Genomic DNA, 15,776 nt, shown 5'->3' on the forward strand with positions numbered 1-15,776 from the left:
CTGATTTAAATTATGGCAGTTTTGGAGCGAGCCGGAGAGCGTTCCCTATGACGGAAAGAGAGCTTAAACTCATGGCGGCGCCCGCGATCATGGGGCTCAGAAACAGGCCGGTCAGCGGATACAACGCGCCCGCCGCGATGGCCACCCCGAGGAGGTTGTAGAAGAACGCGAAAAAAAGGTTTTGGCGAATATTGGTCAGGGTGTCCCTGGCCAGCCGCACCGCCCGAACGGCCCCGATGAGGTCTCCCTTCAGCAGGACGATATCCGCCGTTTGAATGGCGACGTCCGTGCCGGTCCCAAGGGCCAGTCCAGCGTCGGCTTCCGCGAGAGCGGGAGCATCATTGACGCCGTCCCCGGCCATGGCCACCCGGGCGCCGGCCGCCTTCAGTTCGCGAACCGCGTCCCGCTTGCCTTCCGGCGACAATCCCCCGCGCGCCTCCGCGATCCCCAACCGATCGGCCAACGCCCGCACCGCCGCCGGGGCGTCTCCCGAAAGAAGAAGCGGTCGGAGTCCCAGGGATTTTAACGCCGCCACCACCGCCAGCGCGTTGGGCCGGAGGGGATCCTCAAAAAAGAAGCGCGCGGCGCGCCGCCCGTCGATCCTCAAGTCAGCCGAAAGCCGATCGAGCGGGGCGTTCGGCCCGGGGTCCCCCCGCCCCACCTCGACTCGATGGCCATCCACCGTGCCCGAGATTCCCTGGCCGGGGACGTTCTGAAAATCGGCGGGTTCCGACAGGGAGAGGGCCTTCGCGCGGGCCGCCTCCAGGAAAGCGCGGGCCAAGGGATGTTCGCTTCCCCGTTCCAAACTGGCGGCCCAACGGAGGGCGTCGTCGGGGGAAACGCCTGGTTCGGTTTGAAGGTCCACCAGGCGGGGTCGGCCCTCCGTGAGGGTCCCGGTCTTGTCGAAGGCCAGGGTGTCCACCGACGCCAATTTTTGAAAGGCTTCCGCGTTCCGCACCAGCACGCCGGCCCGAGCCCCGCGGCCCAGCGCCACCGTGATCGACATGGGCGTGGCCAAACCCAGCGCGCAGGGACACGCCACCACCAGAACCGAAACCGCGTTCAGAACCGCCCGAGGCCAGGACGGCGTCGGCCCCCACCAGAGCCACAGAACAAAGGTCAGCGCGGCCACCCCACCACCGTCGGCACGAAAACCGCCGCCACGCGGTCCACCAGGGTCTGGATGGGAGCCCGGGTGCGCTGGGCCTCTTCCACGGTTCGAACGATGTGGGTGAGAACCGAGTCGCGGCCGGATTTTTCGACGCGCAGGATGAAAGATCCGTTGCCGTTCAACGTTCCACCGACCACGCGGTCCCCCCGCTCCTTCTCCACGGGCCACGGTTCGCCCGTGAGCATGGATTCATCCACCGCGCTCCCTCCGTCCAAAAGGATCCCGTCCGCCGGAACCCGTTCCCCCGGCCGGACCCGCACCCGATCGCCCGGGAGAAGGGACCCGGCGGGCACGTCGGTTTCCCCCCCCGCATCGTCCAACCGGCGGGAGGTTTTGGGGGACAGGTCCAGGAGCGCCCGAACCGCGCCGCGGGTTTTGCGACGCGCGCCGGTTTCCAGCGCTTGGCCCAGAAGGACCAGAGTGGTGATCACCGCCGCGGACTCGAAATAAACCGGGCCCCCGGCCTGGGTCAAGAGAACGAAGAGACTGAAAAAATAGGCGGCGCCGTTTCCGAGCGAAACCAGCGTGAACATGTTGGCGGCGCCGCGCCGGAGGCCCCCGACCCCCCGGACCCAAAAGGGAGCCCCCGCCCAAAAGACCACCGGCGTCGCGAGTGCGGCTTGAACCCAAAGCCCGGCCGGGCTCCCGCCGGAATGCATGGAACCCATGGCGAGGAGGAAGACCGGGAGAGTGAGCGAGGCGGAGACAAAAAACCGTTTCCAGCTCCCCCGTTCTTCCGCCGAAAGTCCATCCGCCGAGGCCTCCGCTGGCTCCAGCGCCATGCCGCATCGGGGGCAAGCCGCCGGCACCGGGGATAAAACGTCGGGATCCATGGGGCAGAAATAGCCGGAGGCCGGCGAGGTGTCGACGGGGCCGGGGTGAAGAAACGATTCGGGGTTGGATTGAAAACGGCCGTTACAGCGAGGGTTGCAAAAGGCGTAGAGCGTGCCGCGGTAAGTCCACCGGCCCCCGGGCGCGGAGGCCGAAACCTCCATCCCGCAGACGGGATCCTTCACTTGCCGGCGGGATGGCGCGCGGCCAGTTCCTTCAATCGGTCAACGGCAAAGCTGGCGTAGGACTTGTCGCGGGAATTGGCCATGTCCAGGTAAATTTCCGCGACGCGTTTGAAATTCCCCTGCTTCCGGTAGATGTTGGCCAATATATTCTTCACCATGGAAGGGCACTCCGGGTCGAGGACGGCTTCCTCCAGGCGGGAAATGGCTTTATCCATATCTTGCTTCTTCCGGTAGGCGATGGCGCCCGCGTAAAGTTGATACCTCCAGAAACTCGGATCGCCGCGGACCCCGTCATCCAAAACCGCCAAGGCCTCGTCCACGCGGTTCAGGTTGAAGGCCAAGGCTCCCGCGGTGAATAGATAGGGAAAATGAAATCGCGGGTCCAGGGAACCTGCTCGAAAGGCGTAGTCCTTCAATTCGGGGAATGAGGCCGAGGGCCGGTCCGTGGAATCGGCCTCGCCCTCGTGGCCCAGGTGAATGTGGACGTGGCTGGTCTCCCGCTCTTCGATTTCTTCGATGGTTCGGGAGGCCAGGGCTCGACGGCCGTGGGGATGGTGGGGGTTGGCGTTTCCTGGGCTTCCGTAATACTGAAGAAGTTCGATGAACGCCAAGTCGGCCCCCAGTCGGCGGGCCCCGTTCACCACGGCGCCCATGTCTTGAACGGCGAAATCCTCCATGGTGGGCCGTTGGAAAAGAGGAAACGAGGGCGCCGGATGACGCCCCACGACCCAGGCCGCGGCCAGAAGAACGGCCGTGCCCAGAAACAAGGCCGCACTCTCGGAGCGCCGACGAACCGGCATGGGTTAAAATTCCTTTTTGGAAAAAAGCGCCGAACTGAGCGCGAGGCAGGCCAGGGTGTAGAGAACGGCGTAGGCGGCGCCCCACGCAAGGGGGCCGGCCCCGAAGCCGGGAAGGTCCATGACGTCCCGGGCGTTCAGAAGGCTCAGTTTCGGCAGGAGAATCCCCAACCCCTTCGCCAGGAACTGGGCCACGGGGCCGGATTTCGAGGCCAGGTATTGGATCTCGCTTCCGAAGTGGCCCAGCACCCAAAAGAACATGGAGAACACCGCCGCCGTCGGCGCCGACGTGAAGGTCAGCGAACAGAGAAGGGTCAACGCCGTCATCACCATGATCTTCAGCCCCATCATCGGGATGGCCGCGAAAACCGCGGGTTCGGGTTTCCATCCTTTTACGAGGAGCAGGGAAATATGAAACACTTCCATCAGGGCGATGCTGGCCCCCACGGCGAGGAGCAGTCCCAGGAACCGTCCCGCCACGTAATAGGGCCGCGGGAGGGGCCGGGTGAGAATCAGGTAGATGGTTTTCGATTCCATTTCTTCAAGCACCAGGGTCACCGCGCCGAAAAGCGCCGTCGCGAGGCCAAAGAGTTCCGCCGTGGCCAACCCCAAATCCAAGATCACGCGAACTTCCTGGTCTCCCGCCAGCGCGCCGAAAAGAAGAGAGGCGCCCATCATCAAGAGGCCGAACAAAACCACCACGAGATAAAGCCGGTTCCTAAACTGCTGTAGAAACGTGTAACGGGCGATGGAGAGGATGGATTTCATTATCGCACCTTGAGATGGTCCGGAGCGACGGTGGACACAAATATTTCTTCCAGCCGCCCATGTTCGTGGCCCCATTCCGATTGGTCGACGATGCGCGCCAAACGGCCGTTCACCAGGATGCCCACACGGTGGCACAACTTTTCCACCTCGGAGATGCTGTGGGAGGAGAAGAAGATCGTCTTTCCGTCGCGGTTCAAGCCCTGGATCAGCTCGCGCATTTCACGGAGGCCCAGGGGGTCGAGGCCGGTCACGGGTTCGTCCAAAACCATGAGTCGGGGGTTGTGGAGCATGGACTGGGCCAGCCCGATCCGTTGAAGCATGCCCTTGGAATATTCCCGCATGGCGCGATGGGCGTTCTGGGTCATGCGCACGGATTTCAGGACCTCTTCGATCCTCGCCGCCAGAAGGTTTTCCGGAATTCCCGAGAGCCGTCCATAAAACCGCAACACCTCGCGGCCCGAAAGATATTTGTAGAGGTAGGGGATTTCCGGCAGAAAACCGAGGACTCGTTTCGCTTCCGCCGAGCCGGCGTCCGCGCCGAACACTTTTGCCCGGCCGGCGGTGGGAAACAGGAGCCCCAGGACCAATTTGAGAGTCGTGGTTTTCCCTGACCCGTTCAACCCGAGCAAACCAAAGACTTCGCCCGCCCGGACCGACAACGTCACGCCTTCCACGCCCAGGGTGGTCTTCACGCGCCCCAGGTGGGAGCGACGGTAAATTTTCCCCAACCCCTCCAACTCAACCGCGGCCAAGGATTCGTTCATAGGGTGCCTAAATTTTAACCATTTTTGCGGAAAGAATGGAGGGGAAGGCCTTGACCTTGGCTAAAACCTCCGAGGAAGGGGCGCTGTCCACGCTCCAAAGCGAAACCGCCACGCCGCCGGGACGGTTCCGAGCGATGTCCATGCCCGCGATATTGATGCCAGCCGCCGAGAGAACGGAACCCGTGTGGCCCACCACACCGGGCCGGTCTTCGTTCGTCATCACAAGCAGGAACCCCTGGGGGTTGACGTCCACCGGGAGGTCGTCGATGCGCACGAACCGCAAATCCCCCCGACCGTAGACGGTCCCCGCCAACTGGTGGGTTCCGGTGGCCGTGGTCGCTTCCATCTCCAAAAGCGATGCATAGTCTTTGGCTTCCGCATGCACTTGCTCCTGGATCTGAAGCCCGCGCTGTTGCGCGAGAAGAAGAGCGTTCACCGGCGTGGCCGCCACGCCGAGACCCGAGAGGAACCCCGCCGCCGCCGTGGCGGTGTAAAGCGCCGGATTGACCCGGCCCAACTCGCCCGAGTATCGGAGCGAGAGCCGCACGGGCTCGCCCTCCGCGATCTGGGCGAGGAAAGCCCCCTGCTTGTAAGCGAGCCCCACGAACGCCAACAACTGCGTTTGGCCCGCCACGTCCAGGGGCGGGAGGTTGACCGCTTGGCGGGCGAACCCGTTTTGAAAGAAGTCCACGATGGACTGGGACAATTCCGCCGCCACTTTCACCTGGGCTTCTTCCGTGGAGGCCCCGAGATGGGGAGTCAAAATGATTTCCGGGTGTTTCATGAGCGCGGAGGCCGGGTCCAGCGGCTCCTTCTCAAAAACGTCCAACGCGGCGCCTTTCACGTGCCCCTGCTCGACGGATTCGATCAGGGCTTTTTCGTCCACGATTCCCCCCCGCGCGCAGTTGATGATCCGGACGCCTTTTTTGGTTTTGGCCAACGTCTCGCGATTCAACAGTCCCCGGGTTTGATCCGTTAACGGCACGTGCACGGTGATAAAATCCGACTGAGCCAACAAATCGTCCAGCGTGACGAACGTGACGCCCGCTCGACGGCACCAGGACTCGTCCCCCAGGGGGTCGTAGGCCACCACCCGCATGGCCAGCCCCATCCCCCGCACCGCCACCTCGCGACCGATCCGGCCGAGCCCCAGGACGCCCAAGGTCTTCCCGGTGATCTCCGTGCCGACGAATTTGGAGCGTTCCCACTTGCCGGCCCGGGTGGAGGCATCCGCCTGGGGCACGTTCCGCGCCATGGCGAAGAGGAGCGCCAAGGTTTGTTCCGCCGCCGAAATGGTGTTGCCGCCGGGCACGTTGGCCACCACGATCCCGTGCCGGGACGCGGCGCCCAAATCAATGTTGTCCACGCCGGTCCCCGCCCGGCCGATGAACCGCAAGTTTTTGGCGGCGGCGATCACCTCGGCCGTGACTTTGGTTTCCGAGCGTACGAGGAGGGCGTCGCACCCGGCCACTTCCCGGAGCAAATCCGCCCCTTTCAGGCCCGGCTTCACCGTGACGACGAAGTTCGCCTGCTGGCGAAGCGGAGCCAACCCCTCTTCCGAAATCGGATCGGAAACGAAAACGTGAATAGCCATGGGATTTTGTTCGCGTGGCCAGGCCAGCAGCGCTGCGGACGAGGCGGTAATGGGGGTGATCAACTGTTGTTTTGTCATGGACGGCCTCCCGGGATTAATAATCGGTGAACGAACGAAGAGCCATGGGCTCAAGCGGATTTCTTGATGTCCGCAAACATCCGAATGGGCTCTTTTTTACGGGACACGACGTCTTTGTCCACCAACACCCGCTGAAGCCCGTTCTGTTCGGGCAGTTCGTACATCGTGTCCAGCAGAAGAGCCTCAAGAATGGAACGGAGTCCCCGGGCGCCGGAACCCCGCTGGATCGCGAGTTTAGCGATGGCGTCCAAGCTGTCTTTGGTGAAACTCAGTTCCACCCCTTCCAGGGCGAACATTTTTTGGTATTGCTTGACGAAAGCGTTCTTGGGTTTGGTTAAAACGTCCACCAAGGCTCCCACGTCTAAATTGTCGAGAGTCGCCAGCACCGGCAGACGGCCCACCAGTTCCGGGATCAAGCCGTATTGGATCAAATCTTCCGGTTGCACTTTTCGGAGAACGTCGCCCAGGTTCATGCGCCGCTTCGGTTTCGGCTCCACGCCGAAGCCCACGCCGAATTCCCCCAAGCGCTGTTCGATGACTTTATCCAGGCCCTCAAAGGCGCCCCCGCAAATGAACAAAATGTTGGTGGTGTTCACCTGAATATATTCCTGCTGGGGATGCTTTCGCCCGCCTTGGGGCGGCACGGAGGCGACGGTTCCCTCGAGAATTTTCAAGAGAGCCTGTTGCACCCCCTCGCCGGAAACGTCGCGGGTGATGGAGGGCGAATCCGCTTTCCGGGAGGTCTTATCGATTTCGTCCACATAGATGATGCCGCGCTCCGCGCGTTTCACGTCGTACTTCGCGTTCTGAAGCAAGCGGAGGACGATGTTCTCCACGTCTTCCCCCACATAGCCGGCTTCGGTCAGGGTGGTGGCGTCGGCGATGGCGAAAGGCACGTGCAGCAACCGCGCCAGGGTTTGCGCCATCAGCGTTTTCCCGGTGCCCGTGGGGCCGATGAACATGACGTTGGATTTTTGGAGTTCCACCTCGGGGGACATTTCCCGCGAGCTGGCTTCGATCCGGCGGTAGTGGTTGTAGACCGCCACGGAAAGGATCCGTTTCGCCTGTTCCTGCCCGATCACGTAATCGTCCAACACCTTCTTGATCTCCGAGGGTTTGGGCAGGGCTCGTTGCTCGCGGCGCTCCTCCTCCTCGTTCAACCGCGTCAGGAGCGCGTGGGAGTTTCGCACGCAATCTTCGCAAACGTAGATCCCCTGCCCCCCGATGAGCCGGAGCCCCTCGCGTTTTCCCTTGCCGCAGAAAACGCATTGGGAGATGTCTTTGCCTTCTTTGCCGATGGGGGTCGTCATGGGATTCCTTCGCCCGAGAGTTGGGTGGGGCCGACGGTTTCGGTTTTACTTGCGCGGAGCGAAGACCTCGTCCACCAGGCCGTATTCTTTGGCCTCCTGGGACGACATGTAAAAATTGCGCTCGCAATCCGCGCGAACTTTATCAAAGGGCTGGCCGGTGTGCTTGGCCAAGATTTCCGTCAAGCGAACCTTCGTGTTCTCCAGTTCCTTGGCTTCAATGGCGATGTCGGTCACCTGCCCCGAAACCCCTTCGCCGTAAATCAAAGGCTGGTGGATCATCATGCGGGCGTTGGGAAGGGCATAGCGTTTCCCTTTTTTTCCCGCCGCGAGAAGAAGAGCCCCGAAGGACATGGCCATGCCCAGGCAAATCGTCGAAATGGGCGCCCGGATGTATTGCATGGTGTCGTAGACCGCCAACCCCGCTGTCACCATCCCTCCCGGCGAGTTGATGTAGAGGTTGATTTCCCGCTCCGGATCTTCCGCTTCCAGATAAAGCAGTTGAGCGATGATCGCGTTGGCCGAGTCCGTGTCAATGGCCCCGCCGTACCCGCCGATGAAAATGATCCGGTCCCGGAGAAGCCGGGAGTAAATATCGTAACCGACGGCGGCGCCTTGGTTCCATCGCTCAATGATCGTGGGAATCATGCTGGGCATTTAAGTGTCTCCTTTTACGACCGCACTTCAGATGCGGGCGCCTCAGTGATTTTAGCGTTTTGGATAAGGAAATCAAACAACCGTTCTTCCCGCAATTGAGCCTTCACGTTGTCCCGCCGGGACCGCATCCAGGTCTCCACTTCCGCGCGTTGATCCGGCCGGGCGCCGCCCAGAATTTTCTCAATGTGGGCGTCCACGTCCTCGTCCGACACCGCCACTTTTTCTTGCTCCAAGATCTTCCCAAGAATATAGGAAAGCCGAACCTGGCGTTCCGCCTCGGGGCGGGTTTTTTTCGAACATCTTGGGTTCCTGGGCCTGCCAATCCGCCGCCGTCGCCCCGCGTTCTTTCAAAAATTCCTTCAGCCGTTCCGTCAACTGCTTGGCCCGCTCCTCCACCTGGGACGACGGCACGTCGAAGACGTTCCGCTGGAGGAGTTCATCCACCACCTGTTTTTCAAGGTCCTGCCGTTCGGCCCGCGTGCGTCCGGTCTCGAGATCCTTGCGGACGCTTTCTTTGACCTCCGCCAGATCCTTCGCCCCGATATCCTTGGCGAACTCGTCGTCCAAAACCGGATATTCTTTTTCTTTGATGGCCGTCACGGTGGCTTTGAAGTTCACGGTTTTCCCCGCGAGATCCTTCTGGGGATGTTCCGCAGGAAACTTCACGGGGATATCCCGCGTTTCCCCATCCTTCGCCCCCAAAAGCCCCTCCGTGAACCCTTCCACGTTTTGGGCCGCTCCCATTTCGATCAACTGCTGGGTGGCCTTTCCGTTCCGGACCGGAACCCCGTCGAGAAAGCTTTCGTAATCCACCACCACAAAATGCTTCTTTTCAACCGTCCCGTCTTTGGAAAGGACCAGCTTCGCATGGCTCTCCCGAATCTCCGCTAGGCGTTTTTCGATGTCCGCCTCCAGCGGAACGGGGGTTTTCTTCACCAACGGAAGGCCCGCGTAGTCCTTCACTTTCGCTTCCGGCGCGCACTCAACCTTCAGTTCGAAACGCAGGGGCTTCCCCGGTTCCCCGACAATTTTATCCACCACGGGCGCGCTCACCCCGGCCACCTTCTCCTTTGTGAGCGCGTCGTAAATCGATTCCCGCAACAGATGATCCACGGCGTCTTCCCACGCCGCGTCATGAAAATTCTTTTTGACCATATCGAGCGGCGCCTTGCCGGGCCGAAATCCCGGGAGCTTCACTTTCGCCTGAACGCGGCGATAGGACTCCTCGGTGGCCTCCTGAACCCTGACGGCCGGAACTTCCACGCTCATGACCACCGAACAGGCCGCCCGGTCCTTCACTTTCACCGTGAGCCCATCGGACACCGCCGCCGGCGCCGCGGCCTTTTCCCCATCCGCCGTTTCGCTCGTTAAAGGTTTCTCTTTTTTCTTCCAACCGAACATAGAGGTTTCCTCTTGAAGAAAGGATGAACAACACGCGCCCACCAAACATTTGCGAGGGAAGGGACTCGAACCCTCAAGCCTTTCGGCATACGGTCCTAAGCCGTACGCGTCTGCCAGTTCCGCCACCCTCGCTCAGATCCGAACGATTTTTAAACCACTTTCGCTGCCGTCGCCCTTCAGGCTTCTAAAGCGATTTCCCTCTCCCGCCTGCGGGAGAGGGGGAGGGAGAGGGGCTTGCCTCAATAACCTCAGACCTCCCGAAATTCCTCAACCATCCTGTCTGGGCCATGGGGGACTTCCCCTTCCCCCGCCGCCTATCAGCGGCTCCTCCAGGGGCCGGCCGCCCTCGCTTCTTCTGCCCATGGGCAGCGCTCGGGTCGTCTGCAAGTCCCCGCTGTTCTTTCTTTCAACCATCCTGTTTGGGCCATGGGGGACTTGCACCCTCAGCCTCGCGCTTAAGAGGCGCTTGCTCTACTGTTGAGCTAATGGCCCAGACAGGGTGGTTAAAATGAAATGCGCGCCCGGAGAGACTTGAACTCCCAACCCTCTGCTCCGAAGGCAGATGCTCTATCCAATTGAGCTACGGGCGCAAAAGGCGTCGGGGTAAAAAAAAATCCCCGGCTTTAAAAGGCAACCGGGGGTTGTTCCCGTAGAGAGAGTATACAAAAAGCCGGGCGTTTCTGAAAAGTTCTGGAACCTACGCGACGAGGCGGAGACGATCGGCCAAGGCGCGGTACACGCGATGGTCGGCCCGGTCCGGCGCGGCCACGACCTGAGGGCGGAGCGTGCGGTGCCAAACGGAGAAGTAGGCGTTTTCGGCCGCCCACAAGGATAAGGGCAATTCCAGTTCGTCGGTTAAATCGAGAAGGGCTAAACATTGGCGACCGCGCTCGATCGTCGGCTCCTTGGAAAGAAGGTCCATATGCGCCTCCAACCGATGCTGAACGATCTGGCCCACTCCGGCCCAGTTCAGAACCACGTTGAACATGTGAGCGTCCCCGTGCACGCGCTTCAATAAACCCGTGCGGGACTCGTCCTTTTGAAACTCTGTCAGGCTGAGATGCAAATCCCGTCCCAAGACCGATTCCAGGGCAAGGCGAAAAGCGTGGGGCATGGGGTAACAGGCCTTTAAAAGATACGTCATCAATTTTTTGTTTTCATCCACCAAAAGCCGATAGGTCCCCTCGAAACGCGCCAGGATGTCCTCAATGACAGCGCTCAGGATGTGGCGCCGCTCTTCCACCAAAAGATCCTGCAAATCGAAGACTCTCGGTTCGAAATTTTGAGCAAACAAACTTAAAACCTCCGTCATGGAACCGGTGGTAAAAACCTCCACCAGCCGTTGGAGCACGGGGCGGAAACGCGCCATGTCCGGCGAGGCCCGAAGAACGCAATAAAAATCGTGGCCCCCCAAATGGAGAACGGCGTAGGCGGCGTCCAAGACCTCCCGGGTGATTTGAGACCGGACGCGGATTTGTCCGACGGAAAGGGCGGTTCCGGCGGCCCGTTCGGTCCGCCGATCCCCGAACTCATAATCAAAACAATAGACCGTTCCTCGATCCTTTTCCTCCCGCCAAAGGGCTTTCAACGCCTGGTGGGAGGCAATCCGGGGAAGGTCCGCGGACACCGGTTTCACGTAGCGTTCGTAAACGACGGCGCCGTTACCGATTTCGGGCAAATTGCTCTTGGCCGCGGCGAGGCCCGCGATGAATTCCACTTCCAACCGCGCCCCCTCCGGGTAGGCCGCGGCGATTTGAAGCGCCCGCGCGGCCGAGGTCAACACCGTCGTGCTTTCCAGACCCGACACCTCGTCAAAGAACCAGGCGCAACTGGTGAACATCAAAAGCCGTTGCCTCTGCATTTCTAAAAGGCGGAGCGAGTCCGTCTGAGCGCTTTCGGAAAGGGGCCGAACGGAGTGCGTGTCGAAAAACCGTTTCAAGCTTTCGGGGCTTCGGTCCAGGACGACGTCAATGTAATGGTTCCGAGCCAACCACGGCTCGCGAAGATACTCGCCCCCGCGTTTTTCAAAAACGTCGTCCAGCGTTTCGGAGAGCCGGTTCAGAGATTCCCGAAGCGGCGTCCGCCACTCTTGGGTCCAATGGCCGTGCCCGCCCAGCCGACACCCGCAGTTGGAACGCCACCGCTCGACCCCATGGGCGCAGCTCCATGACGAATTTTCATGGATCTGAACTTCCCATTCGGGGGGATTCTTTTCCAGGAACTCCCCGTAATTGGTCAACTGGGCCGCCCCGCTCTCGCGAATCCGTTTTAAGGCAATGGCCAAGGCCATGTCGCCGAACCGATGGTGGTGGCCGTAAGATTCGCCGTCGGTGGCGATGTGCATCAGTTGGGGCCCCTTCCGATCCGCGGAAAAGCCCGAAAGGAGGCGCGCCGCGAAAACGTCCCCGCTGGCCAGCACCCCCTCGAAAGCGACCGCGTGGGAAATGGGGGCGTCGTAGAAAAAGATCGCCATCTGGGCCCCGCTCGGCGACCGCCACAGGTAGGGACGGCTGGGATCAATGCGCCCGCCCGAAACGTCCCCCCATTCGCCGCCGGTCGGTGGGTCCCCGCCGTCCGGCCGGTCGCCGGTGCGGCGCACGGGGCGAATGGCCCGGGCCTGGGTGGGAGACAGCAGGGTAAATTTAATGCCATGGTCGGCCAGGGCTTCCAGGGTGGCGCTGTCAACGGCCGTTTCCGCCAACCACATGCCCTCGGGAAGGCGTCCGAACCGCCGTTCAAAATCGCGAATCCCCCATTTGATTTGGGTGTCCCGGTCGCGGGGAGACGCCAAGGGCATGATGAGGTGGTTGTACACTTGGGCGATGGCGTTGCCGTGCCCCGAACGGGTGGCGCGGCTCGCCCGGTCCGCCTCGATAATCCGCTGGTAAATCTCGGGTTGCTTCCGCTCCATCCAGGAGAGAAGCGTGGGCCCGAAATTGAAACTTATCTCCCGATAGTTATCGACGATTTCAACAATCCGCCCGTTTCCGTCCAAAACGCGCGAGGCGGCGTTCGGGCCGTAGCATTCGGCCGTGATGCGCTGGTTCCAATCGTGATAAGGGTGGGCCGAGTCTTGAACCTCGATGTCTTCCAGCCAGGGGTTTTCCCGGGGCGGCTGGTAAAAGTGGCCGTGAACGCAGAGGAATCGATCCATGGAAAAGGTCTAACGGAGAGGGGAGAACCGGATCAAAAAACCGAAGATCGGAGGCGTCCCGCCCCCTATCTTTTTAAGTGGGCCCACTTGCTTCGACCGCGACCGATGGCGACGATGCCGGATTTGTCCACATGATAGCCGGCCTTCTGGTCGGCTTCGATGTCCTGGCCGATGCTCGTATTATCGGGGAATACGTTGAACCGATCGGCCACCACGCGGCGGAACCGGCAATTTTTCCCGACGATGCAGTGGTCCATCAGAACGCTGTCTTCGATGACGGCCCCGGATTCGATCACCACCCCGCGACCGATCACGGAGTGGCGGACGAAAGCGTCTTTCACCACCACGCCTTCACTCAAAATGGAATCCTCCACCTGCCGACCCAACACCCGCGCCGGCGGTCCGTTGTAGCGCCCCGCCATGATGGGCCAATCGTCGTTGTTCAAATCCAACCGAGGCTTTTCTCCCAAGAGATCCATGTGGGCGGACCAAAAAGATTCCAGGTTCCCCACATCCCGCCAATAGCCCGGCTCTTCATATTCCTTTTGGCCGGGCAACGGAGCGGATTTAAAGTTGTACGCGTAGATGCGGCACTTGTCGAGAAGAGACGGCAGAATGTTTTTCCCAAAATCGTGGCCGGTTTCTTTTTTGATGTCCTCGGTGAGAACTTCTTCCAAAACATCGCGGTTGAAAATATAGTTCCCCATGGAGGAATAGGCGAAGTCGGGGTCCCCCGGCATAGGTTTCGGGTTCTTGGGCTTTTCGTCAAAGGCGGTCAACCGCCCCGCCTTCGTCACGTTCAAAATACCGAAAGATTTGGCTTCGGCGATGGGAACGGGCAAAGCGGAAATGGTCACCTGGGCCTGTTTTTCCACATGGTAGGCGAGCATTTGCCCCACGTCCATCCGATAAATGTGGTCCGCCCCGAACACCGCCACGTAATCGGGATCAAAGTCCCGGATCAAATTAAGATTTTGCGAAACGGAGTCGGCGGTGCCCCGATACCACATTTCCCCCATGCGCATTTGGGGCGGCACAACGGTAATGAAATGGCCGGGCACCAACCCGCGGTTGGACCAGCTGAGACGCAGATAATCGATGAGCGATTGGGACAGGTATTGAACCAGCACGTAAACGGAAAAAATTTCGGAGTTGGCGAAGTTGCTCAACACAAAATCCACAATGCGGTATTTTCCCCCGAAGGGGACCGCGGGCTTTCCGCGCTCGTTTGTGAGGGGCATCAGACGCTCGCCTTTCCCCCCCGCCATGATAATGCCGAGGACTTTTGAACGGATCATAGGGCTCCCATTTTCACTTCGGTAGGATACACAATTTCCGATTTCGCGACAATGCGAACGAACGCGCGAAACGCCTCCGGCGGATCGCAACAGACGGTTCGCGTCCCTCCGTCGGGGTGCGGAAAAGCCAGTCGGCCCGCGTGCAACATCAACCGCGGCGCCCCTCCGACGGGCCGAGGCGGCGGTCCGTACAACGGATCGCCCAACACCGGGTGGCCGATTCCCGCCAGGTGCGCCCGAATCTGGTGCCGGCGTCCGGTCACGGGCCGGACAAGAAGGAGCGCCCCGCCCTCCCAGCGCGCCCAGGTCTCGTAATCCGTCCGGCATGGTTTTCCCCCCGGACCGGCGGCCACCCGACCGGAACCGAACAGGCGGAGGGGAACCCCCACGCTTCCCTTTGCCGGCGCGGGATCTCCCTGGACGGCGGCCAGGTATTCCTTCTGGATATGACGGCCCTCAAAGGCGCCGTTCAAAAACCGGTGGGCCGCCGCGTCCCGGGCGAACAAAACGATCCCGCTCGTTTCTCGGTCAATGCGGTGAACCACAAAAACCTTCCCGCCGAAATGGGCCGCGGCTTCGTCTTTCAGGCAGGGCCCCGACTCCGGCCCCCTCCCTGGAATCACGTTTTGACCCGTGGGTTTATGGACAACAAAAACTCTTTCGTCCTGATAAAGGATTTCCACAGGAATTCAGCGAAGCGCCGGAAAGGCGCCCGGCTTGGGCGCGATCAACGACCACAACGGCACGGGTTCAGGAAAACCGGCGAACTTCACCGCCCCCTTGGGGTCCAACTCAAAAAACGCTTGGACGCTGGCCGCCGTTTCGGGACCCATGATGATTTCCCGCGGCCCGCTCACTTTCTCGATCCGCGCCGCCAGGTTCACGGCGGACCCGATCACGCTGTATTCCGTCCGTTCCTTGGACCCCACACACCCGGCCAGAACCTCCCCCGTGTTCAAAGCGAACCCGACCGCCAACGCCTCTTCGCCGGGGACAGACGAGCCGATGAATTGAAGAATGGTCCGCGCCTTGAGGGCCGCCCGGGCGGCGGCCGCCGCGTGGTCCGGCAAATCCTGAGGCGCGCCGAAGATGGCCATCAACCCGTCTCCCAAAAATTTATTCACCACGCCGCCCCGTTCCTGAATGGCGTCCACCAGAACCTCGAAGATTTGGTTGAGCGCGCGCACCGCCTCTTCGGGAGAAACGCGCCCGGCGTAGGGGGTAAACCCGCGCACGTCGGCGAACAGAATGGTCACCTCCCGCCGTTGGCCCCGTTTCCAAAAATCATCGGGATGATCGAGGACGAACCTGGCCACTTCCGGGGTCGTGAACTGACCGAAGAGGTCCCGAACTTTCTGCATGGAGGAAAGTTCCGTGTAGGCGCGATCCAATTCTTCGCGCAGAGCCCGCTCCCGCTCCAATTCCTTGAAAAGACCGCGCTTCGACGCGCACCGGTCGATGGCCATGCGGAGGGTGTCGGGAGAAAACGGCTTGACCAAATAATCGTAAGCCCCCTCGCGCACGGCTTGGATGGCCGTGGAAAGGTCCGGGAACCCGGTCATGATGAGGACGTCGGTGGTGCTTTTCGCCCGAACCCGGCGCGTGAGTTCCACCCCGTTCACCGAACCCGGCATATCGAGGTCCGTCAAAACGATTTCGACGTTCCCCGAAAACCGCTCCAACGCCTCGTCCCCGCTGGCGGCGGTCTCCACCTCGTAGCCCGCCGCTCCGAGCGTTTGGGAGGCCAGATCGCGCATGGTTTTTTCGTCAT

General features: G+C 61.1%; 12 protein-coding genes, 3 tRNA genes and 1 pseudogene. All 16 read right to left on the minus strand.

The window, feature by feature from the left end; translation table 11 throughout:
* Positions 1-10: 10 nt before the first annotated feature.
* Positions 11-2,166 (minus strand): annotated as a pseudogene (gene cadA, locus IPP35_02695) (cadmium-translocating P-type ATPase).
* A 17-nt stretch (positions 2,167-2,183) separates the two neighbouring features.
* A complete protein-coding gene (locus IPP35_02700; protein ID MBL0058031.1) occupies positions 2,184-2,987 on the minus strand; it encodes a tetratricopeptide repeat protein in 804 nt (267 codons plus the stop codon).
* 3 nt (positions 2,988-2,990) lie between these two features.
* On the minus strand, positions 2,991-3,752 hold the full coding sequence (locus IPP35_02705) for an ABC transporter permease (protein ID MBL0058032.1): 762 nt from the start codon (positions 3,750-3,752) through the stop codon (positions 2,991-2,993).
* On the minus strand, positions 3,752-4,516 hold the full coding sequence (locus tag IPP35_02710) for an ABC transporter ATP-binding protein (protein ID MBL0058033.1): 765 nt from the start codon (positions 4,514-4,516) through the stop codon (positions 3,752-3,754). Before IPP35_02710 ends, IPP35_02705 begins: the two co-directional genes overlap by 1 nt.
* A 7-nt stretch (positions 4,517-4,523) precedes the next feature.
* Positions 4,524-6,188 (minus strand): phosphoglycerate dehydrogenase, encoded by a 1,665-nt coding sequence (locus IPP35_02715; GenBank protein ID MBL0058034.1) that lies wholly within the window; start codon positions 6,186-6,188, stop codon positions 4,524-4,526.
* A gap of 50 nt (positions 6,189-6,238) precedes the next feature.
* Positions 6,239-7,498 (minus strand): ATP-dependent Clp protease ATP-binding subunit ClpX, encoded by a 1,260-nt coding sequence (gene clpX / locus IPP35_02720; GenBank protein ID MBL0058035.1) that lies wholly within the window; start codon positions 7,496-7,498, stop codon positions 6,239-6,241.
* A gap of 45 nt (positions 7,499-7,543) precedes the next feature.
* Positions 7,544-8,143 (minus strand): ATP-dependent Clp protease proteolytic subunit, encoded by a 600-nt coding sequence (locus IPP35_02725; protein ID MBL0058036.1) that lies wholly within the window; start codon positions 8,141-8,143, stop codon positions 7,544-7,546.
* A gap of 23 nt (positions 8,144-8,166) precedes the next feature.
* Positions 8,167-8,370, minus strand: coding sequence for a hypothetical protein (locus IPP35_02730; GenBank protein MBL0058037.1), 204 nt, complete (start codon positions 8,368-8,370; stop codon positions 8,167-8,169).
* Entirely contained in the window at positions 8,333-9,553 is a 1,221-nt protein-coding gene (gene tig, locus IPP35_02735; GenBank protein ID MBL0058038.1) for a trigger factor, read from the minus strand. Before tig ends, IPP35_02730 begins: the two co-directional genes overlap by 38 nt.
* A 50-nt stretch (positions 9,554-9,603) precedes the next feature.
* Positions 9,604-9,685: transfer RNA gene (locus tag IPP35_02740), tRNA-Leu, on the minus strand.
* A gap of 288 nt (positions 9,686-9,973) precedes the next feature.
* Positions 9,974-10,045: transfer RNA gene (locus IPP35_02745), tRNA-Lys, on the minus strand.
* A gap of 24 nt (positions 10,046-10,069) precedes the next feature.
* Positions 10,070-10,143: transfer RNA gene (locus tag IPP35_02750), tRNA-Arg, on the minus strand.
* Positions 10,144-10,250: 107 nt separating this feature from the next.
* The gene (locus tag IPP35_02755; GenBank protein ID MBL0058039.1) at positions 10,251-12,707 is read right to left on the minus strand and encodes a DUF3536 domain-containing protein; all 2,457 of its coding nucleotides are present in this window, start codon (positions 12,705-12,707) and stop codon (positions 10,251-10,253) included.
* Positions 12,708-12,772: 65 nt separating this feature from the next.
* Positions 12,773-14,005 (minus strand): glucose-1-phosphate adenylyltransferase, encoded by a 1,233-nt coding sequence (glgC, locus tag IPP35_02760; GenBank protein MBL0058040.1) that lies wholly within the window; start codon positions 14,003-14,005, stop codon positions 12,773-12,775.
* Entirely contained in the window at positions 14,002-14,688 is a 687-nt protein-coding gene (locus IPP35_02765) for an RluA family pseudouridine synthase (protein ID MBL0058041.1), read from the minus strand. The genes glgC and IPP35_02765 overlap by 4 nt, the downstream gene beginning before the upstream one ends.
* A 6-nt stretch (positions 14,689-14,694) precedes the next feature.
* Positions 14,695-15,762 (minus strand): response regulator, encoded by a 1,068-nt coding sequence (locus tag IPP35_02770; GenBank protein MBL0058042.1) that lies wholly within the window; start codon positions 15,760-15,762, stop codon positions 14,695-14,697.
* Positions 15,763-15,776 lie beyond the last annotated feature (14 nt).

The organism is Elusimicrobiota bacterium, from assembly GCA_016721625.1.
GTDB lineage: Bacteria > Elusimicrobiota > Elusimicrobia > FEN-1173 > FEN-1173 > JADKHR01.